This is a genomic window from Mesorhizobium sp. IMUNJ 23033, from assembly GCF_044778005.1.
Lineage (GTDB): Bacteria > Pseudomonadota > Alphaproteobacteria > Rhizobiales > Rhizobiaceae > Mesorhizobium > Mesorhizobium amorphae_A.
Genome location: NZ_JBJACT010000025.1, coordinates 93,572 through 119,637 on the forward strand (window position 1 = coordinate 93,572; position 26,066 = coordinate 119,637).

General features: G+C 63.4%; 29 protein-coding genes. 15 read left to right on the forward strand and 14 right to left on the reverse strand.

What is annotated here, in order from left to right:
• Positions 1–48 precede the first annotated feature (48 nt).
• The 4 genes from ACFX5Q_RS24425 to ACFX5Q_RS24440 form a co-directional block, all read right to left on the reverse strand.
• Positions 49–1,230 (reverse strand): cystathionine gamma-synthase, encoded by a 1,182-nt coding sequence (locus ACFX5Q_RS24425; RefSeq protein ID WP_404282160.1) that lies wholly within the window; start codon positions 1,228–1,230, stop codon positions 49–51.
• Positions 1,227–2,666 (reverse strand): pyridoxal-phosphate dependent enzyme, encoded by a 1,440-nt coding sequence (locus tag ACFX5Q_RS24430; RefSeq protein WP_404282162.1) that lies wholly within the window; start codon positions 2,664–2,666, stop codon positions 1,227–1,229. The genes ACFX5Q_RS24425 and ACFX5Q_RS24430 overlap by 4 nt, the downstream gene beginning before the upstream one ends.
• Positions 2,667–2,930: 264 nt before the next feature.
• On the reverse strand, positions 2,931–4,274 hold the full coding sequence (locus ACFX5Q_RS24435) for an FAD/NAD(P)-binding protein (RefSeq protein ID WP_404282164.1): 1,344 nt from the start codon (positions 4,272–4,274) through the stop codon (positions 2,931–2,933).
• A gap of 25 nt (positions 4,275–4,299) precedes the next feature.
• Complete coding sequence (locus ACFX5Q_RS24440) at positions 4,300–4,776, reverse strand: RrF2 family transcriptional regulator (protein WP_404282166.1); 477 nt, start codon at positions 4,774–4,776, stop codon at positions 4,300–4,302.
• An 836-nt stretch (positions 4,777–5,612) separates the two neighbouring features.
• Between ACFX5Q_RS24440 and tauA the strand changes: the two genes are divergently transcribed.
• The 5 genes from tauA (at position 5,613) to ACFX5Q_RS24465 (ending at position 9,517) form a co-directional block, all read left to right on the forward strand.
• Complete coding sequence (gene tauA, locus ACFX5Q_RS24445; RefSeq protein WP_404282168.1) at positions 5,613–6,626, forward strand: taurine ABC transporter substrate-binding protein; 1,014 nt, start codon at positions 5,613–5,615, stop codon at positions 6,624–6,626.
• 83 nt (positions 6,627–6,709) lie between these two features.
• Positions 6,710–7,483: a taurine ABC transporter ATP-binding protein gene (locus tag ACFX5Q_RS24450; RefSeq protein WP_404282170.1), complete on the forward strand. Its 774-nt coding sequence runs from the start codon at positions 6,710–6,712 to the stop codon at positions 7,481–7,483.
• A complete protein-coding gene (locus tag ACFX5Q_RS24455; protein ID WP_404282172.1) occupies positions 7,480–8,340 on the forward strand; it encodes an ABC transporter permease subunit in 861 nt (286 codons plus the stop codon). Before ACFX5Q_RS24450 ends, ACFX5Q_RS24455 begins: the two co-directional genes overlap by 4 nt.
• A 21-nt stretch (positions 8,341–8,361) precedes the next feature.
• Complete coding sequence (locus ACFX5Q_RS24460) at positions 8,362–8,538, forward strand: hypothetical protein (protein ID WP_404282174.1); 177 nt, start codon at positions 8,362–8,364, stop codon at positions 8,536–8,538.
• Positions 8,539–8,587: 49 nt separating this feature from the next.
• Positions 8,588–9,517: a TauD/TfdA dioxygenase family protein gene (locus tag ACFX5Q_RS24465; protein ID WP_404282203.1), complete on the forward strand. Its 930-nt coding sequence runs from the start codon at positions 8,588–8,590 to the stop codon at positions 9,515–9,517.
• A gap of 124 nt (positions 9,518–9,641) precedes the next feature.
• Here the strand turns inward: ACFX5Q_RS24465 and ACFX5Q_RS24470 are convergent, their stop codons facing one another.
• A complete protein-coding gene (locus ACFX5Q_RS24470) occupies positions 9,642–9,827 on the reverse strand; it encodes a hypothetical protein (protein WP_006205332.1) in 186 nt (61 codons plus the stop codon).
• Positions 9,828–10,135: 308 nt separating this feature from the next.
• Here ACFX5Q_RS24470 and ACFX5Q_RS24475 point away from each other — a divergent pair, with 308 nt between their 5' ends.
• The 4 genes from ACFX5Q_RS24475 to ACFX5Q_RS24490 all read left to right on the forward strand — a co-directional run bounded on the left by ACFX5Q_RS24475 (position 10,136) and on the right by ACFX5Q_RS24490 (position 13,414).
• Positions 10,136–10,495 carry a septal ring lytic transglycosylase RlpA family protein gene (locus tag ACFX5Q_RS24475; RefSeq protein WP_404282176.1) on the forward strand — a complete coding sequence of 120 codons (360 nt, stop codon included), beginning with the start codon at positions 10,136–10,138 and terminating at the stop codon, positions 10,493–10,495.
• A 233-nt stretch (positions 10,496–10,728) separates the two neighbouring features.
• Positions 10,729–12,006 (forward strand): polyhydroxyalkanoate depolymerase, encoded by a 1,278-nt coding sequence (locus ACFX5Q_RS24480; RefSeq protein WP_404282178.1) that lies wholly within the window; start codon positions 10,729–10,731, stop codon positions 12,004–12,006.
• Positions 12,007–12,198: 192 nt separating this feature from the next.
• Positions 12,199–12,816, forward strand: coding sequence for a transglutaminase-like cysteine peptidase (locus ACFX5Q_RS24485; RefSeq protein ID WP_192179472.1), 618 nt, complete (start codon positions 12,199–12,201; stop codon positions 12,814–12,816).
• A gap of 358 nt (positions 12,817–13,174) precedes the next feature.
• Positions 13,175–13,414 (forward strand): hypothetical protein, encoded by a 240-nt coding sequence (locus ACFX5Q_RS24490; RefSeq protein ID WP_404282180.1) that lies wholly within the window; start codon positions 13,175–13,177, stop codon positions 13,412–13,414.
• Positions 13,415–13,522: 108 nt separating this feature from the next.
• On the opposite strand, the gene ACFX5Q_RS24495 is transcribed toward ACFX5Q_RS24490, so the two are convergent.
• From ACFX5Q_RS24495 to ACFX5Q_RS24510, 4 genes are all read right to left on the reverse strand, one after another.
• Positions 13,523–13,891 carry a helix-turn-helix domain-containing protein gene (locus ACFX5Q_RS24495; RefSeq protein WP_006205327.1) on the reverse strand — a complete coding sequence of 123 codons (369 nt, stop codon included), beginning with the start codon at positions 13,889–13,891 and terminating at the stop codon, positions 13,523–13,525.
• 24 nt (positions 13,892–13,915) lie between these two features.
• Positions 13,916–14,437 carry a Smr/MutS family protein gene (locus ACFX5Q_RS24500; RefSeq protein WP_006205326.1) on the reverse strand — a complete coding sequence of 174 codons (522 nt, stop codon included), beginning with the start codon at positions 14,435–14,437 and terminating at the stop codon, positions 13,916–13,918.
• The gene (locus tag ACFX5Q_RS24505) at positions 14,434–15,540 is read right to left on the reverse strand and encodes a murein transglycosylase A (RefSeq protein ID WP_404282183.1); all 1,107 of its coding nucleotides are present in this window, start codon (positions 15,538–15,540) and stop codon (positions 14,434–14,436) included. The genes ACFX5Q_RS24500 and ACFX5Q_RS24505 overlap by 4 nt, the downstream gene beginning before the upstream one ends.
• Before the next feature lie 128 nt (positions 15,541–15,668).
• A complete protein-coding gene (locus ACFX5Q_RS24510) occupies positions 15,669–16,373 on the reverse strand; it encodes a Tim44/TimA family putative adaptor protein (RefSeq protein ID WP_192179476.1) in 705 nt (234 codons plus the stop codon).
• Between the two features lie 199 nt (positions 16,374–16,572).
• Between ACFX5Q_RS24510 and ACFX5Q_RS24515 the strand changes: the two genes are divergently transcribed.
• Together ACFX5Q_RS24515 and secB are read left to right on the forward strand one after the other, a co-directional pair.
• The gene (locus tag ACFX5Q_RS24515; protein ID WP_404282205.1) at positions 16,573–17,073 is read left to right on the forward strand and encodes an FxsA family protein; all 501 of its coding nucleotides are present in this window, start codon (positions 16,573–16,575) and stop codon (positions 17,071–17,073) included.
• 126 nt (positions 17,074–17,199) lie between these two features.
• On the forward strand, positions 17,200–17,700 hold the full coding sequence (secB, locus tag ACFX5Q_RS24520) for a protein-export chaperone SecB (protein WP_192179478.1): 501 nt from the start codon (positions 17,200–17,202) through the stop codon (positions 17,698–17,700).
• Between the two features lie 258 nt (positions 17,701–17,958).
• On the opposite strand, the gene dnaQ is transcribed toward secB, so the two are convergent.
• The 5 genes from dnaQ to ACFX5Q_RS24545 form a co-directional block, all read right to left on the reverse strand.
• The gene (gene dnaQ, locus ACFX5Q_RS24525; protein ID WP_404282185.1) at positions 17,959–18,663 is read right to left on the reverse strand and encodes a DNA polymerase III subunit epsilon; all 705 of its coding nucleotides are present in this window, start codon (positions 18,661–18,663) and stop codon (positions 17,959–17,961) included.
• A 178-nt stretch (positions 18,664–18,841) separates the two neighbouring features.
• Positions 18,842–19,447 (reverse strand): dephospho-CoA kinase, encoded by a 606-nt coding sequence (gene coaE / locus ACFX5Q_RS24530; RefSeq protein WP_404282186.1) that lies wholly within the window; start codon positions 19,445–19,447, stop codon positions 18,842–18,844.
• Positions 19,444–20,286, reverse strand: a complete 843-nt coding sequence (locus ACFX5Q_RS24535) for a shikimate dehydrogenase (RefSeq protein ID WP_404282188.1) — start codon at positions 20,284–20,286, stop codon at positions 19,444–19,446. Before ACFX5Q_RS24535 ends, coaE begins: the two co-directional genes overlap by 4 nt.
• Complete coding sequence (locus ACFX5Q_RS24540) at positions 20,279–20,872, reverse strand: Maf-like protein (RefSeq protein WP_404282190.1); 594 nt, start codon at positions 20,870–20,872, stop codon at positions 20,279–20,281. Before ACFX5Q_RS24540 ends, ACFX5Q_RS24535 begins: the two co-directional genes overlap by 8 nt.
• 41 nt (positions 20,873–20,913) lie before the next feature.
• Complete coding sequence (locus tag ACFX5Q_RS24545; RefSeq protein ID WP_404282192.1) at positions 20,914–21,735, reverse strand: pyruvate, water dikinase regulatory protein; 822 nt, start codon at positions 21,733–21,735, stop codon at positions 20,914–20,916.
• 405 nt (positions 21,736–22,140) lie between these two features.
• Between ACFX5Q_RS24545 and hemE the strand changes: the two genes are divergently transcribed.
• From hemE to ACFX5Q_RS24565, 4 genes are all read left to right on the forward strand, one after another.
• Positions 22,141–23,166: a uroporphyrinogen decarboxylase gene (gene hemE, locus ACFX5Q_RS24550; protein ID WP_404282194.1), complete on the forward strand. Its 1,026-nt coding sequence runs from the start codon at positions 22,141–22,143 to the stop codon at positions 23,164–23,166.
• Positions 23,166–23,696, forward strand: coding sequence for a protoporphyrinogen oxidase HemJ (gene hemJ / locus ACFX5Q_RS24555; protein WP_404282196.1), 531 nt, complete (start codon positions 23,166–23,168; stop codon positions 23,694–23,696). The genes hemE and hemJ overlap by 1 nt, the downstream gene beginning before the upstream one ends.
• A gap of 165 nt (positions 23,697–23,861) precedes the next feature.
• Positions 23,862–25,127 carry a transcription termination factor Rho gene (gene rho / locus ACFX5Q_RS24560; protein ID WP_081482260.1) on the forward strand — a complete coding sequence of 422 codons (1,266 nt, stop codon included), beginning with the start codon at positions 23,862–23,864 and terminating at the stop codon, positions 25,125–25,127.
• Positions 25,128–25,347: 220 nt separating this feature from the next.
• A partial coding sequence (locus ACFX5Q_RS24565; RefSeq protein ID WP_404282198.1) for a transposase occupies positions 25,348–26,066 on the forward strand: 719 nt, incomplete at its 3' end.

Genomic DNA, 26,066 nt, shown 5'->3' on the forward strand with positions numbered 1-26,066 from the left:
AAGTCCGGACTTGTGGGCCAGGGCGAGAGCTGCCGGGAGGCCGGATGCTCAGCCCTTCAGCGCCTGCTCCAGATCCGCGATCAGATCATCGCCGTCCTCGATGCCGGCCGACAGCCGCACCAGCGAATCGGAAATGCCGATGGCACCGCGCTTTTCGGCGGGGATCGAGCCGTGCGTCATCAGCGCCGGGTGCTCGATCAGGCTTTCGACGCCGCCGAGGCTTTCGGCGAGGGTGAACAGCTGGGTGCGTTCGAGGAAGCGCTTTGTCGCCGCCAGGTCGCGATCGAGCTCGACCGAGATCATGCCGCCGAAGGCATGCATCTGGCGCCTGGCGATGTCATGCTGCGGATGGCTGGGCAGCCCGGGATAGATGACGCGGCGCACATCTTTCCGGCTTTCCAGCCATTGCGCGATCTTCAGGCCGTTCGAGGAGTGCCGCTCCATCCGCAGCGCCAGTGTCTTGATGCCGCGCAGCGCCAGGAAACTGTCGAACGGGCCCGATATGGCGCCGATGGCGTTCTGCAGGAATTTCAGCTGGGCGGCCAGGTCCTTGTTGTCGCCGACGATCGCCACGCCACCGACCATGTCGGAATGGCCGTTGAGATACTTGGTCGTCGAGTGGACGACGATGTCGATGCCGAGTTCCAGCGGCCGCTGCAGATAGGGGCTGCAGAAGGTGTTGTCGGCGACCGAGATCAGGTTTTTGCGCTTTGCAAGTTCTGCCACACCTTCGAGATCGACGACGCGCAGCAGCGGGTTGGTCGGCGTCTCGACCCAGAGCAGTTTTGTCTCCGGGCGGATCGCGGCCTCGACCGCGGCAAGATCGGTGAAGTCGGCGAAGCTGACCTGCAGGCCAGCCGAGCGCTTGCGCACCCGCTCCAGCAAACGGAAAGTGCCGCCATAGATGTCGTCGGTGGCGACGATATGGGCGCCGGCATCGAGCAGTTCCAGCACGGTCGAGATCGAGGCCAGGCCCGAGGCGAAGGCGAAGGCGGCGGTGCCGCTTTCGAGATCGGCCACCGCGCGCTCAAAGGCGAAGCGGGTCGGGTTCTGGCTGCGGGCGTACTCAAAGCCCTTGTGCACGCCGGGCGACTGCTGGCCGTAGGTGGAGGTGGCATAGATCGGCACCATCACCGCGCCGGTCAGCGGATCGTGGCTCTGGCCGCCATGGATGGTGCGCGTCGAAAAGGCCAGTCGGTTCTTGCCCGATGGCGGTGTGCTGGTGGTCATCGTGCGCGCCTCAAATGGTTGATCAGGTCGATACGGGTTATCAGGCCGACGAACTCGTCGCCGTCGAAGATGATGGCGACCTCGTTGCGGTCGAAGACCGGCAATAGCGCGTCGAGCGTCTGGCTGGCCTGCAGTGTGTGCAGGCTGGAGGTCATGGCGGTGCGGACCGGGGCGTTGAAACGGTCCCAGCGGCCGTCATATGGGCCGTCGACCTTGGCCAGGATATCGCTCTCGTCGACGATGCCGACCAGCCTGCCGCCGTCGAGTACCGGCAGCTGCGAGACATCCGAGCGGCGCATGCGGCCATAGGCGTTGAGCAGGCTTTCGTCCGGGCCGATAGAGACCGTGTCGCCGGTGCGGTGCGAGCGCATCACCAGGTCGCGCAGGTCGCCATGCTGTTCGTGCTCGGCAAGGCCCTGCTCGGCCAGCCAGAAATCGTCGAACACCTTTGACAGATATTTGTTGCCGCTGTCGCAGACGAAGGTGACGACGCGCTTGGCAACGGTCTGCTCGCGGCAATAGCGAAGGGCTGCCGACAGCAGCGTGCCCGACGACGAGCCTGCCAGAATGCCTTCCCGGGACAAGAGATCGCGCACCGCCAGCATGCTTTGCTTGTCGGGGATGGAGTAGGCTTTTTTGACCAGCGACAGGTCGGCATTGGGCGGCACAAAGTCCTCGCCGATGCCTTCCACGGTCCAGCTGCCGGCCTCTTCCATCTTGCCTGTCTTGATCAGCGGCGCCAGCACCGAGCCGACCGGATCGGCCAGCACCATCTCGGTCTTCGGCGACACTTTCGCGAAATAGCGGCCAAGCCCGGTCAGCGTGCCGCCGGAGCCGACGCCGACCACCACCGCATCGATGTCGCCTTCGAGCTGGGCGAAAATCTCGGGGCCGGTGGTGGTCTCATGCGCCAGCGGGTTGGCCGGATTGGCGAACTGGTTGGCGTAGAAGGCGCCGGGCAGCTCTGCCGCGATCTTCTCGGCCATGTCCTGATAATATTCCGGATGGCCCTTGCCGACATCGGAGCGCGTCATGCGCACCTCGGCGCCGAGCGCGCGCAGATGCTGGATTTTTTCGCGCGACATCTTGTCGGGCACGACGAGGATGATGCGATAGCCCTTGGGAATGCCGACCTGGGCAAGGCCGAGTCCGGTATTGCCGGCGGTCGCCTCGACGATGGCGCCGCCGCGCTTGAGCTTGCCCTGCTTTTCGGCGGCGGCGATCATCGACAGCGCGATGCGGTCCTTGATCGAGCCGCCGGGGTTCTGGCTTTCGAGCTTGATGAACAGCCGGCATTTGCCGGTGTCGAACTTGGTCAATTCGACGACGGGCGTTTGCCCGATCAGGTCGAGCACCGAGGCATAGGGCGGGCGCAGCCGGGACATTGCGCTGTCCGAGGGGGCACTGCCGGGTGCAGCGGTTCTATGCGCGCTCATGTCGGATGCTCCATGGGTCAACCTAGCGTCTTTTCCAGCCGATTGCCGTTGGAAAGAAGATAGACCGTGCCAATCCGACGGCCAGACGAGGAATGAAATTCCACGACTCTCGCACCGGCTCCAGGGTGTGCTGAGATTCAGGTCAGGCCGAGCCGAGAAAGGTGGTTTCCGAGAACCGGAGCGGAGCGTACTTGAAGTACGTGAGCACCGGAAGCGCAGGAAACCACCATTCGCAGGCCGGCATCACCTGAATATCGGCGCACCCTATCCCAGCAGCTGCTTGCTGAGCCTCGCGCACTGGACGCGGATATCCGGGATGGCGTCGATCTCGAAGAAGGTGCCTCTGGTCAAAGGCCCGACGGCGAGGATCTTGGCCGATACACTCCCGTCGCTGCCGATGATCTCGCAACTGGCCGATACGTCGAGGCCAAGCCGCAGCGGGTCCGGCCGCGCCAGCCCGCGCTCGACCAGCGAGCGCACGACGCTGTTCGAGGTGGTCGAGATGTCCCTGGCGATGCCGGTGCAATCATAGAGGCGGGCGACTTCCAGCGTTTCGAGCGCCTGCGTGTGGCGGGACTGGACCTGTACCGTGAATTGATCGCCGGCCTCGATGCCGACGACGCGGCCGGCGACAGGACGGATGCGGCCCGACTGCACCGCCTCGGTGACGCGGGCATGCACCTGCGGCGCCAGGCGATGCCGGTGGATGTCCCACCAGGCCTTGGTGTGCTCGACGAAGCGGCGCTTGGCGGAGGACGGCCAGTTCTGCCAGATCTTCTGGTTGAAGGGCCGCAGACCGTCGACGACATCGCGCCAGTCTATGCCCGCTTTTTGGTTCTCGCGGATCAGGTCGCGGAACCAGCCGACGAAATAGGAAAGCTGGGTTCCGAGCGGGATGTCGGCGACGTCGAGCTTGATCGGATTGCCCTTGCGGTGCGGCGACGGCAGCAGGCCGCGCCGGGACACGGCGATGATCTCGCCCTTGTGACCGCGTTGCTCGAGCGAGAGAAAGGCATCGACCATGCTGAGGCCGGTTCCCAGCACAAGGACTCGGGCGTCCGCATAGAGCGCGGTGTCGGCTTCCGTCCCCATCCTGATCGCGTGGCCCTGGCCGGCGCCAGGCTGCTCGTCATGACCGGTGGCAAGCACGGCGAGATGGGCAACCACACTGGTGCCGTTGGCCAAAGCCACCTCGACGCCGGAGGCAGTGGGCGAGATCGACAGGCTCTCCTCGCGGATCAGGCGCAGGCGGCCCGTCTCGCGTTCACGGGCCTCGAGCTCGTCGAGCAACTCCTTCAGGTAGCGGGCATAGAGGCTGCGCGGCGCATAGTACGGCCCTTGGTCCGGATTGGCCAGGCCGCGCTCCAGCAGCCAGCGCGCGAAATTGCCTGGATCGTCGGCATAGGCGCTCATGCCGGCGGCGCTGACATTGAGCACATGCGCCGACAGCAGCGTCGAATAGGCCATGCCCTGGCCGAAATGCGGACGCTTCTCGATCAGCGTGACGCGCAGATCCGGATTGGACGATTTCAGCAGATGCGCGGCGAGCACGACCCCGCTGGCGCCGCCGCCGACGATGATGATCGAGTTGGCGCGCCCGATGGTCATGCGCGCACCGCCTGCCTTGGCGTGTTCAGGCCTGGATCTTCGCCGCAACCGGAAGGTCGTTGATGTCCCTCGCGACCGCAAGGTCGTCGAGGCCGATATCGCGCATCTCGGCGAGGCTGCGCTGATCCAGCACCTCGGCGATCGCCTGCCGCACCTCGAGCATCAGATGTCGGACTTGGCATGTCGCCTCGTTGCAGTCTTCGCAGCGATGGTACTGGGTGCGGCTGGCGCAAGGGATCGGCGCAAGCGGCCCGTCGAGCACGCGCACGACATGGCCGACCTTGATCTCTTCGGCCGGTCGCGCGAGGCGATAACCACCCTCCTTGCCCTTGCGGCTCTGCACGAAGCCGGCATTGCGCAATTCGCCGAGGATGGCGTCGAGAAATTTCTTCGGAATGTTGTTGCCGGTGGCGATATCGCCGACGAAGGCGAGCTGCCCAACCGGCAATTGCGCGAGATGAACGAGCGCCTTGAGACCGTACTTGCCCTTTTTGGTGAGCATGAGCCGAACGTTTCTCTATCCTGCGATGGCCTGAGGCCATCAATTGCGAAACGCCTGGCGTGCCTCCCCGCCGCGTCCAAGCTGCCATGATACATAAATTCTAGTGACATGATATACAAGCCGATCGCTGTTGATTTTGTTTGGTTTTCAAGCCGCAGGAGCGATATTAGGCCAGGCTTGTGACGCCGAGGACACAGAAACGCGGCTCGGACTCGATGCCACGAGCGATCGCCGGGATGCGGTGGGTATGGTCGCTCATCGGATCAACTCCCTAATGTCGATAAGAATACTATAGTTACTCCCGAAGACAGGGAATGGGGTTTCAATTCGGCGTAAGTTTGAAGCATGGATTTTTCGAATGAGGCTTTCTCCTGAAATCTCGGTTCTTGGCAGGCGATTGTCTCATCCGCTTCGTCATCCCAGGGCGGAGCAGGAGCTAAGCGACGTGGAGACCCTGGGATCCATGCCGTGACGGCGGCCGAATAATGCAGCGACGCAGAATGAAGGCTGCTCCTCCACCCTTCCGGGCATCAAAGAAAGTCCGGCACCGTGGCGACGCCTTGGTGTCACGGCATGGATCCCAGGGGTCTGCGCTCCGCTTCGCGTCGCTCCGCCCTAGGATGACGAACTCGGACGCTTCGGCCAGTCTTGACGGTCCAGTGCCATCTGCCGCGGTCGCGCCCGTGGCAGCCGCGCTTTGCGCTTCGCTAGCCTATCACCAGTGGCTTTTTTCCACTCAACCCGTCCTGGTTGGAAGGATTTAACTCTACAAGAACGATAGAATTAGCGGACTATGAAAAGGCAATCCAGTTTTTCGCCTTTTCATGGAGCCCATCATGTCGATCATTTCACGACGCATCATCCTGCTCTCGTCGGCGGCACTTGCCGGCGCCGCATTCCTCGGCCCGGCCTCTGCCGACGACCTCAAAATCACCATCGGCTACCAGACCGTGGTCGAACCCTCGAAAGTGCCGCAGACCGACGGCGCCTATGAGAAGGCCACCAAGGCCGCGATCGACTGGCGGAAATTTGATTCCGGCGCCGATGTCATCGCAGCGGTCGCCTCCGGCTCGGTCGATATCGGCTATGTCGGATCGAGCCCGCTGGCGGCCGCGGCCAGCCGCGAGCTGCCGATCCAGACCATCTTCGTCGTCGGCCTGATCGGCGAATCCGAAGCGCTGGTCGCCCGCAACGGCGCCGGCATTAAGAACATCGCCGACCTTGCCGGCAAGAAGGTGGCGGTGCCGTTCGTCTCGACAACGCATTACAGCCTGCTGGCCGCGCTGAAGCATGAAGGCGTCGATCCGAAGTCGGTCGAGGTCCTCAATCTCAGGCCGCCGGAGATCGCCGCCGCCTTTACGCGCGGCGACATCGACGCGGCCTATGTCTGGGATCCGGCGCTCGGCCAGATCAAGACCACCGGCAAAGTGGTGCTGGATTCCTCGCAGGTTGCAGCCTGGGGCGCGCCGACCTTCGATGCCTGGATCGTGCGCACCGACTTTGCCGAAAAGCACCCGGAAGCGGTGCGCGACTTCGTCAAGGTGACGGGCGCCGCCTATGCCGAGTTCCTGGCCAAGCCCGACGCCTGGTCGGTTTCGTCGCCGCAGGCAGCTAAGATCGCCAAGATCACCGGCGCCAAGCTGGAAGAGGTGCCGCAATTGCTCAAGGGTTACGTCTTCCCGACGCTTGAGGAGCAGGCCTCCGCCAAATTCCTCGGCGGCGGCACGGTCAAGGCGATCGAGGCGGCATCGGCCTTCCTCAAGGAGCAGGGCAAGATCGACGCCGTGCTGCCCGACTACTCGAAATACGTGTCGTCGAAATATGTCAGCGAGGCGCTGGCCTCGAACTGACGCGCGACGCGTGCTGCCTGCCCGGACCGCTGACGAGGAGTGGTCTCGGGCAGGTGGATTTGTAGAACCTACTGCGAGGGACCATGCCTCAACTCGTGCTTGATAAGGTCTCGGTGCACTACGAAGGCCAGGCAGCGCCAGCCGTCGAGCGTGTCTCGATCAACGTCGCCAAGGGCGATTTCGTCGTGCTGGTCGGCCGCTCCGGCTGCGGCAAGACCTCGCTGCTCAACGTCGCCGCCGGGCTGGTCGAGCCGGTGCGCGGCAGCGCCAGCATCGCGGGCCGACCGATCACGGCACCTGGCCCGGACCGCGCCGTGGTGTTCCAGAACGATGCGCTGTTCCCGTGGCTGACCGCGCGAGAGAACGTCGCTTTTGCTCTCAGGCTGCGCGGCGTGCCGTCAGGTGAGCGGGCACAGCGCGCGGACGAGCTGCTCAGACTGGTCAAGCTCGATGGTGCCGGCGACAAGCGCATCTGGGAGCTTTCCGGCGGCATGCGCCAGCGCGTCGGCCTGGCCCGCGCACTCGCCGCCGAACCCGAATTCCTGCTGCTCGACGAACCACTCGGTGCGCTGGACGCGCTGACGCGCGAACGCATGCAGACGACGCTGCTCGATCTGTGGGCGGCGGCCCAAGTCGGCGTGCTGATGGTCACGCACGGCATCGAGGAGGCGCTGGTCCTGGCCACCCGCATCGTCGTGCTGGCGCCCGTGCCGGGCCGCGTGGTGCAGATTTTCGAGATCGGCTTCAGCCGGCGCTACTCGGCCGGGGAGGCCATTCGCAGCATCAAGGCCGATCCCGCCTTCGCGGCGGCGCGTGGCGAACTGACCGACGCGATCTTCGAAGGAGAGGCGGCGTGAGCGTTACCTCTTACAGCGAACGGCCGACCACAAGGACCGACGAAAGCAGCGCGCTGTCGGTGCCGTGGTCGCGGCCACGCCCGAAACGGCGCGGGATTTCGGCACGCGCAGTCAGCGCCATCACCATCCTGGCGGTGCTCGCGGCATGGGCGCTGTCGGCCCGCCTGCAGCTGGTGTCGCCGGTCTTTCTTCCATCGCCTTTCGCCGTATGGAACAAGTTCGTCGTCGTCGCCCGTGACGGCTTCGTCGACGCGACGCTCGCCCAACACGTCGTCGCCAGCCTGGGCCGCGTGTTCGCAGCGCTGATCGCCGCGCTTCTCGTCGGCGTTCCCGTCGGGCTCGCCATCGGCATCAGCACCATCGGGCGCGGCATCTTCGATCCGCTGCTGGAATTCCTGCGGCCGATCCCGCCGCTCGCCTATCTGCCGCTGGTCATTATCTGGTTCGGCATCGGCGAACCGTCGAAGATCCTGGTGATCACCATTGCAATGCTGGCGCCGGTGGCGCTGTCGACGGCGTCAGGCGTGCGCGGCGTCTCGCAGGAGCGCATCAATGCGGCGCGCTCGCTCGGCGCCAGCCGCTTCCAGCTTGTCCGCCATGTGATCCTGCCCAGCGCGCTGCCCTCGATCCTGACCGGGCTGCGTATCGCGCTCGGCGCCGGCTGGTCGACGCTGGTCGCCGCGGAACTGGTGGCAGCGACGCGCGGCCTCGGCTTCATGATCCAGTCGGCCGCCCAGTTCCTGGTCACCGACGTCGTGGTGATGGGGATTTTGGTGATCGCTGCAATCGCCTTCGTGCTGGAATTCATCATCCGCCGGATCGAGCGCGGGCTCGTTCCCTGGGCGGGACGGGAATAACCGAAGCAGGAGAGAATGACGATGACCCATTCCACCGCCATGCTGTTTGCCCATTTCGGCAACTGGCTGCTCGCCTGGACGAGGGAGCCTGAACGCCAACCCAGAACGCCGGCACCCGTGCAGCTCGATGCCGAGCACGACCGCCTGCCGCCGCGCGACGAAGGCTTTTACTGGGCCTGGCAATGTTGGTCCCAGTGATCAACCTCAGTCGACCTGCCTTCCCCCAAACAGAAACGAGGAGATTCCCATGAGCAACCCGGCCCCTACCGACCAGATCATTCCTGCGACCGACGCTGTTCCGCTAACCGCCCGCGTGGGAGCGGAGATCAGAGGCATTCGCCTCGGTGGAAACCTGTCGGATGCCACCATAGCATCGATCAATCAGCTTCTTTTGCAGCACAAGGTCATCTTCTTCCGCGGCCAGCAGCATCTCGATGATTCCGAGCATGAACTGTTCGCGCGGCGCCTGGGGGATCTTGTGCCTCATCCGACGCAAGGGCCGATTGCGGGCACCGCTTCGATCCTCAATCTGGATTCGAGCCGCGGCGGCGGTCGCGCGGACCAATGGCACACGGACGTGACCTTCGTGGACGCCTATCCGAAATTCTCCGTGCTTCGCGGCGTCGTCATTCCTCCGGCCGGAGGCGATACGATCTGGTCGAACACCCATGCCGCATATGAAAGCCTGCCGGCGCCGCTCAAACTGCTGGCGGACAATCTCTGGGCCATTCACAGCAACGCCTACGACTACGCAGCCGTGCGTCCTCGCGCTTCCGCCGAGGAAAGGAAACATTTCGAGGAGGTCTTCACCTCGACCGTCTACGAGACCGAGCACCCCGTCGTGCGCGTGCATCCGGAAACCGGGGAACGCTCGCTGCTGCTCGGCAATTTCGTCCAGCGGTTTGTCGGCCTATCCAAGAGCGACTCCGCAAAACTCTACGAGTTGTTCCAGGCCTATGTGACCACCCCCGAAAATACCGTGCGGTGGCGGTGGCAGGCCGGCGACGTCGCGATCTGGGACAATCGCGCCACCCAGCATTATGCGGTGAATGACTATGGAAGCCAGCAACGGATCGTGCGCCGTGCCACCGTCGACGGCGATGTGCCGATCAGCGTCGACGGACGCCGTAGCGTGACCCACGTCAAGGCGGCCAAGCCGGCGGCAAAGGCTGCCTGACTCTATCGGGCGCCGTCCGTCCAGCCGGACGCACGGCGCCAGCCTTGCCGACGGTCATGGTCATCAGCGGCGGCAAAGGTCGCGTTTGATGTCGTGCCAGTGGGCGAAGCCGCAGGCGGCCCAGTCAGATGCGCGAGCGGTTTGCCCAGCCCAGACCGAGCAAGCCGACCAGCATGGTGAGGAGACCGATACAGAGCCATTGCGACTGGCCGGTCATGAAGCTTCCCGGCACAAGACCGATGCCTTGCAGCGACCACAGCAGGCCGATGGCGAGCACGATCAGCGCCAGCAAATTCCTCATCAACCGCATCGGCGGAATTCCCTTTCCAAGTCGATCGTCAACAGCGTCACTGCGGCAATGAAAGAGCCAAAAGGAAGCGATCCGATCGCGTCCATCTCTACTTGCTTATTAACGCTCGATCTTGCCAGAACTGGCTGGGAAGCGGCGTGATGTTCATCACAGATACGCGGCCCGATGCGGGAAGACTCATGACAAACTGTTTCCCGCCGACTCCAAACGTGTGCTTCCGCCACGGAACCGACAGATGATTGCCGCATTTGGTGCCTTAATCGTTCCTTAACGGCTGGGGTCTGTCTAAACGGAGCCATTCCCCCAACATGATGAAAACCAAGCAAACCGCGCTTGTTGCGGTAACGGTAGCGGCTGGCCTGATGGTCGGCGCCTCCACCTCCTCCGCAGCTGCCCAGTGCGGCCGTGCCTCCTGGTACGCGCTGCACTCCCGCACGGCCTCCGGCGAGCGCATGAACCCCTCGGCGATGACCGCCGCGCACCGCACCTTGCCCTTCGGCACCAAGCTGAAGGTGACCAACAAGAACAATGGCCGCAGCGTCGTCGTGCGCATCAACGATCGCGGTCCTTTCATCAAGGGCCGTGTGCTCGACCTGTCGAAGGGCGCCGCCAGCCAGCTTGGCTTCATCGGCTCGGGCCACACTTCCGTCTGCATGGCCCGCGTCTAAAATGTCCGATATGTCAGGCTAGAGGGCCGGACACATTTCCTACACACATCGCAACGCACAGTGAGCCGGCTCGGCCATTCAAGGCGGATTTTCAAGGCCTTGGACAAAAGAACCATTTGTCAGACCAATTGACGTATTGCATCGCAACAATATGTTGTTAACCTCGCCGCGAGAGATTCAAGGCTCGGCGCTGCTCGTCGTCCCTTCGGTCGCATGCAGCAGCGGGGTTCTTGATGTTCTACCAGCTCTATGAAATGAACCATGCGGCGCTGCAGCCCGCCCGCTTCTATGCCGATGCGGTGCGGATGTTCTACATCAATCCGCTCAACCCGATCTCGCACACGTCCTTTGGGCGCTCGGTCGCGGCGACCGCCGAATTGTTCGAGCGCACCACGCGCCGCTACGGCAAGCCAAAGTTCGAGCTGGCTAAGACCGTGGTCGACTGGAAAAGCGTCGAGGTCACCGAAAAGACCGTCTGGTCGAAGCCGTTCTGCAACCTGGTCCGTTTCGAGCGGGCTGTCCCCGCCGGACGCAAGCCCGATCCGAAGCTTTTGATCGTGGCGCCGATGTCGGGCCATTACGCGACGCTGCTGCGCGGCACGGTCGAAGCGATGCTGCCGCATGCCGACGTGCACATCACCGACTGGGTCGACGCCCGCATGGTGCCGCTGGCCGCCGGCAGCTTCGACCTCGACGACTATATCGACTACATCATCGACATGTTCCATGCGCTAGGCCCGGACACCCATGTCATGGCGGTCTGCCAGCCTTCGGTGCCGGTGCTGGCGGCGGTGGCGCTGATGGAAAAGCGCGGCGACCCCTTCGTGCCCTCGACCATGACGCTGATGGGCGGTCCGATCGACACCCGCCGCAATCCGACCGCGGTCAATCTGCTGGCCGAGGAAAAGGGCATCGGCTGGTTCCGCGACAACGTCATCATGCGGGCGCCCTGGCCGGTGCCGGGCTTCGGCCGCGAGGTCTATCCGGGCTTCCTGCAGCTGTCGGGCTTCATGAGCATGAACCTCGACCGCCACATCATCGCCCACAAGGACTTCTTCATGCATCTGGTCAAGCATGACGGCGACAATGCCGAGAAGCACCGCGATTTCTACGACGAGTACCTGGCGGTGATGGACCTGACGGCGGAATTCTACCTGCAGACCGTCGACACCGTGTTCGTGCGCCACGCTCTGCCCAAGGGCGAGATGATGCATCGCGGCGAGCTGGTCGACACCTCGGCGATCCGCAATGTCGCACTGTTCACCGTCGAGGGCGAGAATGACGACATCTCCGGCCTCGGCCAGACCCAGGCCGCGCACGATCTGTGCGTCAACATCCCGGCCGACAGGCACGCCCATTATATGCAGCCGGCGGTCGGCCATTACGGCGTCTTCAACGGTTCGCGCTTCCGCTCCGAGATCGTGCCGCGCATCGCCGACTTCATCACCAGCTATGGCCGCCAGAACCGCGTTGCCGCAAAGCCGAGGCTGGTGCGCTCCGCCAAGAGCTGACGCAACCAGAAGTGAGACGCGCAACCGAACCGCGCAACAGGACCGTCCGGCGTGCCCGGATGGTCCTGTTGCACAATGGCCGCTGTCAGGATGGTGAAAGTAACCATGCCATCAATCGGACCACAGTCATAATTGACACGGACTGTAAATCGCTCTTAACGTTTCGTTAACAACAAGGGGCGAACGGGGACAATGATTTCCTCACCGATGGCACGGACGCTGCGCTTGTGCGCAGTCGCAGGGCTGGCGATTTCGGGATGCTGGGCGGGACCGGCGTCGGCTGCGGGGGCGATGGCGACCGGCGGGATGACGTCTCAACCGATCGGACATTACGATTTCTGCAAGTCCAATCCCGGCGAATGCTCGATCCGGCCGCGCAGCCTCGCGCCAGCCAGGATGACCGATGCGCTCTGGCGCAAGCTGACCAGCGTCACCGCCAAGGTGAATGCCGCCGTCAAGCCTCTGAGCGACTACGACATCTACGGCAAGGATGAAGTCTGGGCCTATCCGGATAACGGCCTCGGCGACTGCGAGGATTATGTCCTGGAGAAGCGCCGCGACCTCTATCGCATGGGTATATCGCTCGCCGATCTCCTGATGACCGTCGTGCGCAAGCCGGACGGCGAGGGCCATGCGGTGCTGACGGTGCGCACCGACAAGGGCGATTACGTCCTCGACAATCTCACCGACAAGGTCCGCTCGTGGGATGAGACCGGCTACCGCTTCCTCAAGCGCCAGGCGATCGACAACACCGGCCGCTGGGTCTCGATCCGCGATGGCCAGCAGGTTTTGGTCGGCGCGGTCCAGTAAAGGCAGGCGGGACGCGTTCGAAGCACGCCGCGTCAAGCGCCTCACAGCTATCGTAGGTCGGCGCCGCCCCTCATTGCCCTGCCGGGCATTTCTCCCGTATAGTAACGGGGAGAAAGACGCCGTCATCGATATTTTCGCCAATCATCGACGCTGCAGAATGGGCGCTAACGCGGCGGCCATCTCTCTTCTCCCCGTCACTATACGGGGAGAAGGTGCCGGCAGGCGGATGAGGGGCAGCGCCGCCCCTCAATGTGACTACGGCTGGCCACGCACCGCCTCCGACATATTCCGCAGTCTCCGTGAACCATTTCCTCCCGGCCGGCGACACACGGCCGTAAACCAACCGTGGAGATTTCAAATGACTGCCTTTCTGCGTACGACCTTTCTCGCCGCCGTCGCGATGTCGGCGCTGGCCGGGCCTGCTCTGGCCGATCAGACCGTCACCAGCTGCGCCAGTACGTCGACCAACGATCTGTGGAGCGGCCGCTGTTGCGGTGCCGGCGACTCGAACTGCCTGGGCGGCGGAAACAATGGCCACGACCATGACCGTGGCGATAATGGCCGTGGAGACAATGGCGGCCAGGCCGGCAAGAAATGATCTCACCACAGCTGCCCGCTGGCTGTCCGCCGGCGGGCATCTGTTCAGGTGAAGCGAACGTCGGCGCCAGCGCGGGTGAACGCGCGTCCCCTTGGCGTAAATTGCGTACTACACCCGCCGACCAAGTGCTGCGCGGATCGATGCGGTGATGCGGCGAAGCTCGGCTTCGTCCAGCTTCTCGATGTTTTCGGCCAGAAGATTGGCCAGCTCGGTGGCGGCTGGCGAAAGACCCGACGTGTCGATCCTGACGCGCGGATGCGAGGCCTCGGCAAGGCGGGCAAGCTCCTCGGCATCGTCCCAGATGACGTTGAAATAACCGATGATCTTCTGGATCAGCGTCCAGGTCGGCGCGCCGCGGCGGCCATGCTCCAGGGCCGACAGATAGGCGGCGCTGACGCCGATGGCCTCGGCCATCGCCTTCTGGCTGAGGCCGCGCTCGTTGCGCAGTGCGCGCAGCTTTTCGCCAAACGGCGTCATGGCACCATCTTCATGGCCGCGCCCTCACGCGCGCACCCGCCGCAAGCGCACATAGAGCGCGCCCGAACCGCCATGGTTGCGGGCGGCGTGATCGTGGCTGGAAACCAGCGGCCGGAAGGCGGGCGTCGACAGCCAGGCGGGCACGGAGCGTCGCAGCACGCCGTCGCCGCCCGACGAGGAGCCCTTGCCGGTGATGACCAGCACATAGCGGATGCCGCCGGCATGCGCCCGGTGCAGGAACGCAAACAACAGCGAATAGGCCTCGTCCTGGGTCATGCCGTGCAAATCGACGCGGCCTTCGATCGGCAGCCGGCCCTTCTTCAGCTTGTCCAGCGTCGGTTCGTCGAGCGCATGCGAAACATGCTGCGTCTTCGGTTTCGCGGCGACGACCGGACTGCCGACAGCAGGTACGGGCGTTGGCTTTGGGTCGACAACGATGTCCGGAATGACAATGGCGGCCTTACCCTTCAGCGGCTTGGCCGTGCGCGCCACCAGGTTCCACAGGACGCGATCGTCCTCGCTCAGCCTGTCGATGCGGCGGGTCATGGCACCGCACCCGAAACGAGCGCTCTCGGGAGCAGCGCATAAAACTCGGCGGCATTGCGCACGACGCCGGCGATCTCGCCGGCGGCGTCACCCGAGCCGGCGAACAGGTCGCCGCGGGCCGGACCGGTGATGGCCGAGCCGGTGTCCTGCGCGATCATCAGCCGCCGGAACGGTTTTGCGTCGAAGGCGGTCAGCGACGGCGCGTCGATATAGAAGGGCGTGCCGAATGTGTGGAGCAGCCGGTCGACGGCGATCGAGCGGCCCGCCGTCAGCGGCACCTTGGCGGCGGCGATCGGGCCGAGCCCGGCATCGTCGACCGCCGCCTCGCGGAAGAAAATGTAGGAGCGGTTCTGCCAGAGGATCTCGTCGACGCGATCCGGATGCGCCTTGAACCAGGCGCGGATCGACTGCATGGTCACTTTTTCCAGCGGGATTTCGCCGTTTTCGCTCAGCACCTTGCCGGGCCCGGTGAAGCGCTGGCCGGATTTGGCGGCATAGGTGACGCGGCAGAGCCTTCCGCCGGTCATCTTCAGCCGCGCCGCGCCCTGGACGTGGACGAAGAAGGCGTCGACCTTGTCGGCGACCCACGCGATCTCCAGGCCCTTGCCATCAAGCGCGCCGCGCTCGATCGCGCCGCGATCGAAATACTCGACCGGCCCGTTCGGCGTATCGCGGGCGAAAGCGAGATAGGGGTCCATGCCCGCCGGCCGGTTGGCGTCATCGATATCGACGAGATCGGCGGGGCGCGACAGAAGCGGCACCGAAAACCGCTCGGTCCATACCGGCGAGGCCTCGACCTCCGGCTCGTAGAAACCGGTGACGAGGCCGGCTCCGCCATTTTCAGCGCCGATGCGCGCCGGGACGAAGTGACGTTCGAAGAAGCTTCGGGATTCGGATCGATTCGGCTGCGAAACAGCGCGCGCTTCCTCATAGGCCGCGGCGAAGGCGGTGAAATCGACACCGAGCGCGCCGGTGCGATAGGGCTTTGTCAGCACATGGAAGGCCGAACGGCGAAAGGCGGCAAAGGCAGCCGGATGATCGTCATCGGCCCAGCCGGGCAGCCGGTCAAAGGATGTTTCGTCGAAGGCCGGAGATAGCGACACGACAAGGCCCGCCGCTGGTTAAAGCGCGTCGCGTTTGAAGAGAGTCATGCGACGCGCTTCCAGTCTTTGTTTTCATGCATGTCGTTGTCCCAAAACCGCTTCGCACTTTTGGGCGACTTGCATCCGGTTCAGTCTTCTTCTTCGGTGGCGACGAGCTTCCAGTTCGGATCGCGCGAGCGCGTGTCGCGGGCAAAGGTCCAGACGTCCTTGACCTCGGCGACGGTTTCGGGATCGCCGTCGATGACGGTGCCGGCCTTGTCGCGCGTTGCCGAGATCAGCTCGCTGACGATGCGCAGCGTGATGTGCGCCTCGCCGCCCTTCATCTCGGCGGCGACGATATCGGCCTTGTCGATGCCGACGAACGAGGACTGGATCTTTTCCGATTTCGCCTCGCGGTCGCCGATCGCGGCGACGAAGCCGTCATAGACCTCGCGCGACAACAGGTTCTTCAGCGTTTTGCGGTCGCCGTCGGCATAGGCCATGACGATCATCTCATAGGCCATCTTGGCGCCGTCGACGAAGGTCTTCGGATCGAAGGACGGATCGTTATCCTTGATCGTCCGCAGGCCCTTGTTGAGATCGCTGTCGGGCTTGGCGAAGGCGTCGATCGCCACATAAGTGTCGGCGGCCGGTTCTCCGGGCATGCGCTTGCGCGGCAGCGAAACCACGTTTTCGGATTTCTGCGCCGCGTCGTCGCGGGTGCGGCTTGCGGAATAGGGGTCGAAGGGCGGGCGTTCGCTACCCGTGCGGCGGCCGAGCACGTTGCGCAGCTGGAAAAAGATCACAACCGCCGCAATCAGAAAGAAAATCGTGCCGAAGTCGAAGAATCCCATATCTTCCGCCAATTCGATCCCTGTCCAGGCCGGACCGCCGGCCAACAGAAGGCCACAGTCGCATAGCGTTCAACATTCAAAGCATATAGAACGCAAGGCGCAATCATTCAAATTAAAGGCAGGCATACCTATCTAACAGCTCCGGTGCCAGCGGCGATTGCGTGCTGGCCGGCAAAACATCGACATGATCGGCCAAGATTTGCGTATTTCGTTGCTTCCCCCGTTCCTGCTCGCGCTTCCCCTGCTGGAAATCGCCGGTTTCGTCATTGTCGGCAGCCAGATCGGCGCGCTGGCGACGGTCGGCCTGGTGCTGGCCTCGACCATTGCCGGCAGCCTGCTGCTACGCCACCAGGGTTTCGGCGTCATGAGACGCGTGCGCGCTGAAATGGATGCCGGGCGCGATCCGAGCCGCCAGCTGGCGCATGGCGCCATGATCGTGCTGGCGGCGATCCTTCTGATCATTCCCGGGTTCATCACCGACATCTTCGCTGTCCTGTTGCTGCTGCCGCCGGTGCGCGACCTGGCCTGGCGGATGCTGAAAGGCCGGATCGTGCTGGCGACCAGCTTCGGCAGCAGCGGTTTCCGGACGAAGCCACGCGACAAGGTCATCGATCTCGACGACGGCGATTATTCGCGCGCCGACGATTACAGCCGCGGCCCGGACCACAATTCGCCCTGGCGCCGCCTCAAGGACGATTAGAGCTGGCACGATCCAGATCCGGGGACGAGCCGAAGGCGGCAAACCTTGTCTTGTCATGCCGACCATGGTAGCGAACCCCCGGTTTCAATCCGGTAGCACTGCTGCCCAGGCAAAAGGACAAGGCTCATGGCCAGCAATGAAGACGCGCCGGTCGGCGCCGCCAACGGCAACAGCAATGCAGCGCAGCCGGCACTCAACGTGCTCGCCCAATATGTGAAGGACCTGTCCTTCGAAAGCCCCGGCGCGCCGAATTCGCTGCGCGGCCGCGACAAGGCGCCCGGCATCGCCATCAATGTCAACGTCAACGCCAATCCGCTCTCGGACAAGCAGTTCGATGTCAACCTGACATTGAACGCCAAGGCGTCCTTCGACCAGGAAGTGCTGTTCAACGTCGAGCTGGTCTATGGCGGCGTGTTCGCCATCAGCGGCTTCCCGCAGGAGCATATGCTGCCGATCCTGTTCATCGAGTGCCCGCGGCTGCTGTTCCCGTTCGCCCGGCAGATCATCGCCGAAGCGACCCGCAATGGCGGCTTCCCGCCGCTGATGCTCGACCCGATCGACTTCGCGCAGATGTTCCAGCAGAAGCTGGCCGAGGACCAGGCGGCGTCCAAGGTGAAGGCTAGCTGAGCTAATCTGCTCTGCGATTTATGAAGACCCGGCCTCGTGCCGGGTTTTTTTGTTGGAGAGGATGGCGGGACAGCACCCCCCTCTGCCTTGCCAGGCATCTCCCCCTCAAGGGGGGAGATTGGACGTCACCGAAGCCTTCGCCAATCTTCGACGTTGCAGGAATGGCTGGAGCGACGAAGCTGCTAATCTCCCCCCTTGAGGGGGAGATGGCCGGCAGGCCAGAGGGGGGTGTGACGGAACGCTACCTACGCAGTCCGTTCACCCCGCCGCCACTCGCAACCACAACGCCTTTTCGCCGAGCGTCGCGACCAGGCCGGCATGGGCCGTCCGATCAGCCTCGGTCAGGCGCGGCGGCAGGGCGATTGGTCGCGCGGCGATGGTGATGTCGATGTCGGCTACATCGCCCGAGCCGTTCACCTGCACCGCCACCGCGTCAAGAATAAGCGCCGCCTGCTTGCCGCCGATGAGCTCGATATAGACTTCGGCCAGCAGTTCCGAATCGAGCAGCGCGCCGTGCTTGGTGCGGTGGCCGTTGTCGATGCCGTAACGCCGGCACAGCGCATCAAGCGAATTGGGCCCCATCGGATGCTTGCGGCGCGCCAGTGCCAGCGTGTCGACGACACGGCCGGGATCGATAACGGGATGGTCGAGCCGGCCGAATTCGAGATTGAGGAAACCGATATCGAAATTGGCGTTGTGGGCGACGAGCTTGGCGCCGTCGGTGAAGGCCAGCCACTCGTCGACGATTTCGGAAAAAGTCGGCTTGCCGACCAGGTCGGCGGCGCTGATGCCGTGAACGGCCTGCGCTTCGTGATGGATCGCCCTGCCTTGCGGGTTGATGAATTTGTGGAAGGTGCGGCCGGTCGGAAAGCGGTTGACCAGCTCGACGCCGCCAAGCTCGATGACGCGGTCCTCGCGCGAGTCGAGGCCGGTGGTTTCCGTATCGAAGATGATCTCGCGCATCGAATCAGTCCGCTCTAAAGGAGCAGAATCCTACACCAGAACAAAATGGCAATGGGCAATGCTGACGGCCTACGCATGATCCCCGAAAATCGGAACCGATTTTCGGAAAGGATCATGCGCAAAATCAAAGTGCTACAGCGTCCTTTGCGCGTCCGAATGGACGCGCGGCGCTGTAGTGTCAGGAGCCGGCCGTGCCGGACTTATGCCCCGTCAGTTCGGCGATGATGGCCCCGACCGCGGCGCGCGCGGCGTCGAAACCCTCATCGGTGTCGATGACGAAGTCGGCCTGCCGGCGTTTTTCGGCATCCGGAACCTGCTTGGCCAGGATCGCCGCCAGCTTTTCTTCACTCATGCCGGGCCGCGCCAGCACGCGGGCGCGCTGGATTTCTGGCGGCGCGGTGACGACCACGACCTTGTCGACGCGGTTTCGCCCGCCGGTTTCGAACAAGAGCGGAATGTCGAGAACCGCAATCGGCGCGCGGCCGGCGCGGTGCCTGGCCAGAAAGGCGTCGGCGTCGGCGCGAACGAGCGGATGGACGATCGCTTCCAGCGTCTTCAGCGCGGCGGCGTCGCCAAGCACGCGTCCGGCGAGCTTGGTACGGTCGACCACCCCGGACACGGTGGCCCCGGGAAAGGCCGCCTCGACCAGCGGGGCGGCCTTGCCGGCATAGAGACGATGCACCGTCTCGTCGGAATCATGCACCGGCACGCCGGCGTCGGCGAACATTTTTGCGGTCGTCGACTTGCCCATGCCGATCGATCCGGTGAGGCCGAGCACGATCATTGTTTGGCGCCAATGTCAGTGACGATCATTTGCCGGAGTTCTGCCGTTACCTCCGGCCTGATGCCGAACCAGCGCTCGAAACCGGGCACAGCCTGATGCAAGAGCATGCCCAGCCCGTCGACCGTCCTGAGACTTCTCGCGCGCGCCGCGGCAAGCAGCGGCGTCTCCAGCGGCACGTAAACAATGTCGGTGACGATGGCGTGGTCCGGCAACTCGACCGGGTCGGCGGCGAGGGCCTCGTTGCCATGCATGCCGAGTGCCGTGGTGTTGATAAGCAGGCCGGCATCCATGAGCAATTCGCGGGTCGCTTCCACGCCGTAGGCGGAGACGCCGGCGCCGAAGCGGCGAGCCAACTCCTGCGCTCTCGAAAGCGTTCGGTTGACGATGCGGATGTCGCTCACGCCGCGCTCGACCAGCGCGCGGATGACCGCGCGGGAAGCGCCGCCGGCGCCGAGCACCACGGCCGGACCATTTCTTGCCCAACCCGGTGCGTGTTCATCGAGATTGGCGGCGAAGCCATGAGCGTCGGTATTGCCGCCCCACAAGGCGCCATCCTCGAACCACAGCGTGTTGACGGCACCGATCGCTTCGGCCGCCTCGTCACGTCGGTCGACCAGCGCGAAGGCCGCCTCTTTGTGCGGAATGGTGACGTTGCCGCCGCTGTAGCCGTTGTCGCGCAGCGTGCTCAGAAAGTCGGCGAAATCCTCCGGTTCGACGTCGATCGCCTGGTAGCTGCCGTCGATGCCGTATTTTTCCAGCCAGTGGCCATGGATCTTCGGCGACCGCGAATGGGCGATCGGATGTCCGGTGACGAAAGCTTTTTTCGACGTCTCAGCCATCGATGGCTCCAAGCTCGCGCAATTTCGCCAGAACGGGCAGCAGCGGCAGGCCGACAATGGTAAAATAGTCGCCCTCGATTTTCTCGAACAGCTGAATGCCTTCGCCCTCGATCTGGTAGGCGCCGACGCTCGAGAGCGCCTTGGCGCCGACGCGCGCCAGATGGCGGCCGATGAAGGCCGGATCGAGCTTGCGCATGGTCAGGCTGGCGACGCCGACATGGCGCCACAGAACCTCGCCATCGCGGCAGAGCACGGCGGCGCTGTTGAGTTGATGGGTCTTGCCCGACAGCGCCAGCAGATGGCGGCGCGCGCCTTCCATGCCGGCGGGCTTGTGGAAGACCTCGTCGCCGAGCGACAGCGTCTGGTCGCAGCCGAGCACCAGCGCGCCGGGCTTGCGTTCGCTGACTTCGGTCGCCTTGGCTTCGGCGAGGATCGAAGCGACATCTTCCGGCGAGACGCCTTTCAGCGGAGCCTCGAGCGCCCGCTCGTCGACTTGAGCCGGCACCGCCTCGATATCGAGGCCGGCATTGACGAGCATCGCCTTGCGGTACGGACTGCCCGAAGCGAGGATGATTTTCTCGGCCATGATTTTCGCGCACCCGCGTCCCGGTCTAACGGGGCAATGGGTTATCTGTTCTTCCCCCGCAGGGCAACGATGGCCGCGGCCGTTTCCTCGATGGAGCGGCGGCTGACGTCGATCATCGGCCAGCCATGCCTGGTGCAGATCTGGCGGGCATAGGCGAGTTCCTCGGTGATGGCGGCGCGGTCGACATAGTCGGTCGCCTCATAAGAACTGCTGTTGCCGAGGATGCGGTTCTGGCGGACATGCGAGATGCGCTCCGCGGTGGCGATCAGGCCGACGATCAAGGGCGTCTTGGCGTTGACCAGGCTTTCCGGCACCGGCACGCCGAGCACGATCGGGATGTTGGCGGTCTTGATGCCCCGATTGGCGAGATAGATGCTGGTCGGCGTCTTCGAGGTGCGCGAGATGCCGATCAGCACGATGTCTGCGTCGTCCATGTTGGCCGGCAGCTGGCCGTCATCATGCTCCATGGTGAAGTTGAGCGCGTCGATGCGGCGGAAATATTCGGCATCGAGCACGTGCTGCGCGCCGACGCGGCGGCCGGCCGGCGTGCCGAGATAGGATTGGAAGACGCTGAGCACCGGCTCCAGCACCGAGACGCAAGGCAGGCCCATGGTCGCGCAGCGTTCGTCGATGCCGCGCGCCAGCTTCTGGTCGACGACGGTGTAGAGGATGATGCCCGGCTCCTCCTCGATGTCCTCGAACACCTTGGCCACCTGCTTTTCGGTGCGGATCAGCGGATATATGTGCTCGATGGCGCGCGCATCCTTGTATTGCGCGGAAGCCGCGCGCCCGGCGGCCAGCAGCGTCTCGCCGGTGGCATCCGAAATCAGGTGAAGGTGAAAGAAGCTCTGGGGTTTGTTCACAGGGTTTGGTTCCAGGCTGTGGGCGGATGTGGATAAACGGGGGTCGAGAAAACGGCCGGCGGAGAGGGACTGTATCAGATGGCAGTTTGTCCACAATTCGATGTGCTGTAGGCTTCGTCGGGCGGCTGGGGACAAGTCTGGGGACTGGCTTTTTCACCCTTCCTTCATCCACAGAGCCATTTTCCTGGCGCTTGCGTCAAGCCATTGACTCCAGTCGTGGATTCCGGGTCTTCCACAAAGTCCTGCAACCCCGCGGGAGAAGCGCGCGACAATATGCTGACTGGCCTTTTTGGCGGTCAGGCTGGACAGGTGCCAACCACCACAACCAACAGACTCTTAGAATCAGAAGATTCTTAGAAATAAGATATTTGATTTAGAAAGAGGCCCGAGAGAGGCGAACGCTGCATGCGGCACAAGCGGATCATGCTGGACGTATTGAAGGGCGAGTCGGTGTCTCCGCCACCGCTCTGGATGATGCGTCAGGCCGGGCGCTATCTGCCGGAATATCGCGAGACCAGAAAGCGGGCCGGATCGTTCCTCGATCTTTGCTACAATCCGGATCTCGCCGTCGAAGTGACGCTGCAGCCGATCGAGCGCTTCGGCTTCGATGCTTCGATCCTGTTCTCCGATATATTGGTGGTGCCCAATGCGCTCGGGCGTGACGTGCGGTTCGAAGAGGGCCGCGGGCCTTTGCTGACGCCGATCACGGCGGCGGAGATTTTGGCTTTGGAGAGCGAAACGTTTCACGTGAATCTCGAACCGGTCTACGAGACGGTTCGCCGGTTGCGGGCGAAACTGCCCGGTGAGACGACGCTGATCGGCTTCTGCGGCGCGCCGTGGACGGTGGCGACTTACATGATCGCCGGCCATGGCACGCCCGACCAGGCGCCGGCGCGGCTGTTTGCCTATCGCAAGCCGGAAGCCTTTGCCCGGCTGTTGAAAGTGCTGGCCGATCATTCGGCCGCCTATCTCATCCGCCAGATCGAGGCCGGCGCCGATGTGGTGCAGATATTCGACTCGTGGTCCGGCGTGCTCGATGATGTTTCTTTCGAAGCCTTTTGCGTCGAGCCGGTTGCGCAGATCGTTCGGCAGGTGAAGGCGGTCTATCCCGATGTTCCGGTCATCGGTTTTCCCAAAGGTGCGGGAGAGCGCTATCGCGATTATCGGCAGAAGACCGGGATTACCGGCCTCGGCCTCGACTGGACCGTGCCGCTCGGGATGGCGAAGGAGTTGCAAGCCGGTGGTGCCGTGCAGGGCAATCTCGATCCGTTGCGGCTGGTGGCCGGCGGCAAGGCTCTGGCCGACGGCGTTGATTCTATCCTGAAGGCGTTGGGCGATGGCCCGCTGATCTTCAATCTCGGCCATGGCATCACGCCGGAGACGCCGGTGGCGCATGTCGAGGCGATGGTGAAACTGGTGAGGACCCGCTGATGACCGACACGAGCAACAGCACCGGCCAGGCGATGAAGCGCATGGCCATCGGCATTGTTGCTCTGGTGGTGCTGACCGCGCTGCTCTATTTCGTGGCGCCCGATAGCTTCTATCCCTGGGCCAAGGCGATCCATGTTATCGCCGTCATCTCCTGGATGGCCGGAATGCTCTATCTGCCGCGCCTCTTCGTCTATCACGTCGATGCCGAGAAGGGTTCCGCCCAGTCCGAGACCTTCAAGGTGATGGAGCGCCGGCTGCTGCGGGCGATCATCAATCCGGCAATGATCGTCACCTGGGTGTTCGGCCTCTGGCTCGCCTGGAAAGGGTTTGGTTTTCAGGGCGGCTGGCTGCACGCCAAGATCGCCGCGGTGCTTTTGTTGTCGGGCCTGCACGGCTATCTCGCCGGCGCGGTGCGCAAATTCGCGGAGGACAAGAACGAAAAACCGGCGAGGCACTGGCGGATCGTCAACGAGATCCCCACATTGCTGATGATCGTCATCGTCGTCCTGGTCGTAGTGAAGCCTTTCTGACATCACGCCGACCCGCAAAAGGCGGCTTGCTCTTTCAACCGACCGACGATACAAGACGGGTCTTCCTTCCCGTCATGCGCCGCCCCATTTTCGCTTTCGGCCGCGCCCGGCATTTGTCGCATCCCGCCGATTTTTTCTCCCCAAAGCCTACCCAGAGTCCATCTAATGCAAGAAATGAAACTCACTGAGTTCAAGAACAAAAAACCGCCAGAGCTGATCGCTTATGCCGAATCGCTCGAGGTCGAGAACGCCAGCGTCATGCGCAAGCAGGAGCTGATGTTCGCGATCCTGAAGAAGCTGGCCGCCCAGGATATCGAGATCATCGGCGATGGCGTGGTCGAAGTGCTGCAGGACGGTTTCGGCTTCCTGCGCTCGGCCAATGCCAACTATTTGCCCGGTCCCGACGACATCTATATTTCGCCGTCGCAGATCCGGCGCTTTTCGCTGAAGACCGGCGATACGGTCGAAGGGCCGATCCGCAGCCCGAAAGAAGGCGAGCGCTATTTCGCGCTGCTCAAGGTCAACACCATTAATTTCGACGATCCGGAAAAGATCCGTCACAAGATCCACTTCGACAATCTGACGCCGCTCTATCCGACCAAGCGGCTGAAGATGGAGATCGACAATCCGACCAGCAAGGACATCTCGCCACGCGTGATCGACCTGGTGGCGCCGATCGGCAAGGGACAGCGCGCGTTGATCAACGCGCAGCCGCGTACCGGCAAGACGGTTCTGATGCAGAACATCGCCCACTCGATCACTGCCAACCATCCGGAATGCTATTTGATCGTGCTTCTGATCGACGAGCGGCCGGAGGAAGTGACCGACATGCAGCGCTCGGTGAAGGGCGAGGTAATCTCCTCGACCTTCGATGAGCCGGCGGTGCGCCATGTTCAGGTCGCCGAAATGGTGATCGAGAAGGCCAAGCGGCTGGTCGAGCACGGCCGCGACGTGGTCATCCTGCTCGATTCCATCACCCGCCTCGGCCGCGCGTATAACACCGTGGTGCCGTCATCCGGCAAGGTGCTGACTGGTGGTGTCGACGCCAATGCGCTGCAGCGGCCGAAGCGCTTCTTTGGCGCGGCCCGCAACATCGAGGAAGGCGGCTCGCTGACCATCATCGCGACAGCACTGATCGATACCGGCAGCCGCATGGACGAGGTCATCTTCGAAGAGTTCAAGGGCACCGGCAACTGCGAAATCCAGCTCGACCGGAAGGTGGCCGACAAGCGCATCTATCCGGCTATGGACATCCTGAAGTCCGGCACCCGCAAGGAAGACCTGCTGATCCCGCGCGCCGACCTGCAGAAGATCTTCGTGCTGCGCCGCATCCTGGCGCCGATGGGAACCACCGACGCGATCGAATTCCTCATCGACAAGCTCAAGCAGACCAAGACCAATGCCGACTTCTTCGATTCGATGAATACGTAGGCGACTGGCGAGGGAGCACCTCTCGCCTTCGTCATCCTCGGGAGAGGATCCTGTGTGTTCGTTCAGTGCTATGTTTGAGGTGGGAAGGAGGCCGAGAGGATCCTGGTCGTCCCTGTTGGGACAGGCCGCGGCATGGCTCGGCCCCTTCCCACCAATGAACCATCAACCTGAACAGTTGCACGGGGCTGTTACCAGCAGACCCCGCACCACAGGAAGAGGCATGGACATGATAGTGCAGAACTATGTCGGCTGCGACATCTCCAAGCAGAGGCTCGATTTTTTTGATGAGGCAAGTGGCCGTTACCAGCGCATCGACAACCAGGACGACGCGATAACAGCCTATGTGGCAGGCCTTCGCGCCGGCCGTGACTTTGTCGTCATGGAGGCGACAGGCGTCCATGACCGGTTGCTGCGCCATGCGCTGGCCAAGGCGGGTGTTGCGTTCTCGCGGCACAATCCAGCACACACCCACCACTATGCGAAGTCGGCGACGCAGCGCGCCAAGACCGATCGTCTCGACGCCAGGATGTTGAGCGGCTACGGTCGTCGCTATCAGCCTGCTTGCGAGCCGGTACCTTCCGAGAAAGGCGAGCGTCTTCAATCGCTTGCCCGCCACCGCGATCATCTGGTCGAGATTCGGGCAGGGTTGAAGAAGCATCTTGGCGAAGCCTTCGACAAGGATGTCAGCGCCGACATCGAAGGGCTGATCGCTGATCTCAACACACGTATCGATGCGCTCGAAGGCCGCATCGCCAAAGCCATTCGCGAAACCGAGGACACCGCCCGCGATCACGCGCTGATGGTCTCCGTGCCCGGTGTCTCCAAGATCACCGCCCTCTCTCTGCTGGCGCACTTACCCGAGCTCGGTCAGCGTTCACCCAAGTCGATCGCAGCCCTTGCCGGTCTTGCGCCCTTCGACAATGAGAGTGGCAAGTCCAA

Coding starts and splice junctions, on each gene's coding strand:
- ACFX5Q_RS24425 (WP_404282160.1), bottom strand. CDS start 1,230: ATGACCACCAGCACACCGCCATCGGGCAAGAACCGACTGGCCTTTTCG.
- ACFX5Q_RS24430 (WP_404282162.1), bottom strand. CDS start 2,666: ATGAGCGCGCATAGAACCGCTGCACCCGGCAGTGCCCCCTCGGACAGC.
- ACFX5Q_RS24435 (WP_404282164.1), bottom strand. CDS start 4,274: ATGACCATCGGGCGCGCCAACTCGATCATCATCGTCGGCGGCGGCGCC.
- ACFX5Q_RS24440 (WP_404282166.1), bottom strand. CDS start 4,776: ATGCTCACCAAAAAGGGCAAGTACGGTCTCAAGGCGCTCGTTCATCTC.
- tauA (WP_404282168.1), top strand. CDS start 5,613: ATGTCGATCATTTCACGACGCATCATCCTGCTCTCGTCGGCGGCACTT.
- ACFX5Q_RS24450 (WP_404282170.1), top strand. CDS start 6,710: ATGCCTCAACTCGTGCTTGATAAGGTCTCGGTGCACTACGAAGGCCAG.
- ACFX5Q_RS24460 (WP_404282174.1), top strand. CDS start 8,362: ATGACCCATTCCACCGCCATGCTGTTTGCCCATTTCGGCAACTGGCTG.
- ACFX5Q_RS24465 (WP_404282203.1), top strand. CDS start 8,588: ATGAGCAACCCGGCCCCTACCGACCAGATCATTCCTGCGACCGACGCT.
- ACFX5Q_RS24470 (WP_006205332.1), bottom strand. CDS start 9,827: ATGCGGTTGATGAGGAATTTGCTGGCGCTGATCGTGCTCGCCATCGGC.
- ACFX5Q_RS24475 (WP_404282176.1), top strand. CDS start 10,136: ATGATGAAAACCAAGCAAACCGCGCTTGTTGCGGTAACGGTAGCGGCT.
- ACFX5Q_RS24480 (WP_404282178.1), top strand. CDS start 10,729: ATGTTCTACCAGCTCTATGAAATGAACCATGCGGCGCTGCAGCCCGCC.
- ACFX5Q_RS24485 (WP_192179472.1), top strand. CDS start 12,199: ATGATTTCCTCACCGATGGCACGGACGCTGCGCTTGTGCGCAGTCGCA.
- ACFX5Q_RS24490 (WP_404282180.1), top strand. CDS start 13,175: ATGACTGCCTTTCTGCGTACGACCTTTCTCGCCGCCGTCGCGATGTCG.
- ACFX5Q_RS24495 (WP_006205327.1), bottom strand. CDS start 13,891: ATGACGCCGTTTGGCGAAAAGCTGCGCGCACTGCGCAACGAGCGCGGC.
- ACFX5Q_RS24500 (WP_006205326.1), bottom strand. CDS start 14,437: ATGACCCGCCGCATCGACAGGCTGAGCGAGGACGATCGCGTCCTGTGG.
- ACFX5Q_RS24510 (WP_192179476.1), bottom strand. CDS start 16,373: ATGGGATTCTTCGACTTCGGCACGATTTTCTTTCTGATTGCGGCGGTT.
- secB (WP_192179478.1), top strand. CDS start 17,200: ATGGCCAGCAATGAAGACGCGCCGGTCGGCGCCGCCAACGGCAACAGC.
- dnaQ (WP_404282185.1), bottom strand. CDS start 18,663: ATGCGCGAGATCATCTTCGATACGGAAACCACCGGCCTCGACTCGCGC.
- coaE (WP_404282186.1), bottom strand. CDS start 19,447: ATGATCGTGCTCGGCCTCACCGGATCGATCGGCATGGGCAAGTCGACG.
- ACFX5Q_RS24535 (WP_404282188.1), bottom strand. CDS start 20,286: ATGGCTGAGACGTCGAAAAAAGCTTTCGTCACCGGACATCCGATCGCC.
- ACFX5Q_RS24540 (WP_404282190.1), bottom strand. CDS start 20,872: ATGGCCGAGAAAATCATCCTCGCTTCGGGCAGTCCGTACCGCAAGGCG.
- hemE (WP_404282194.1), top strand. CDS start 22,141: ATGCGGCACAAGCGGATCATGCTGGACGTATTGAAGGGCGAGTCGGTG.
- hemJ (WP_404282196.1), top strand. CDS start 23,166: ATGACCGACACGAGCAACAGCACCGGCCAGGCGATGAAGCGCATGGCC.
- rho (WP_081482260.1), top strand. CDS start 23,862: ATGCAAGAAATGAAACTCACTGAGTTCAAGAACAAAAAACCGCCAGAG.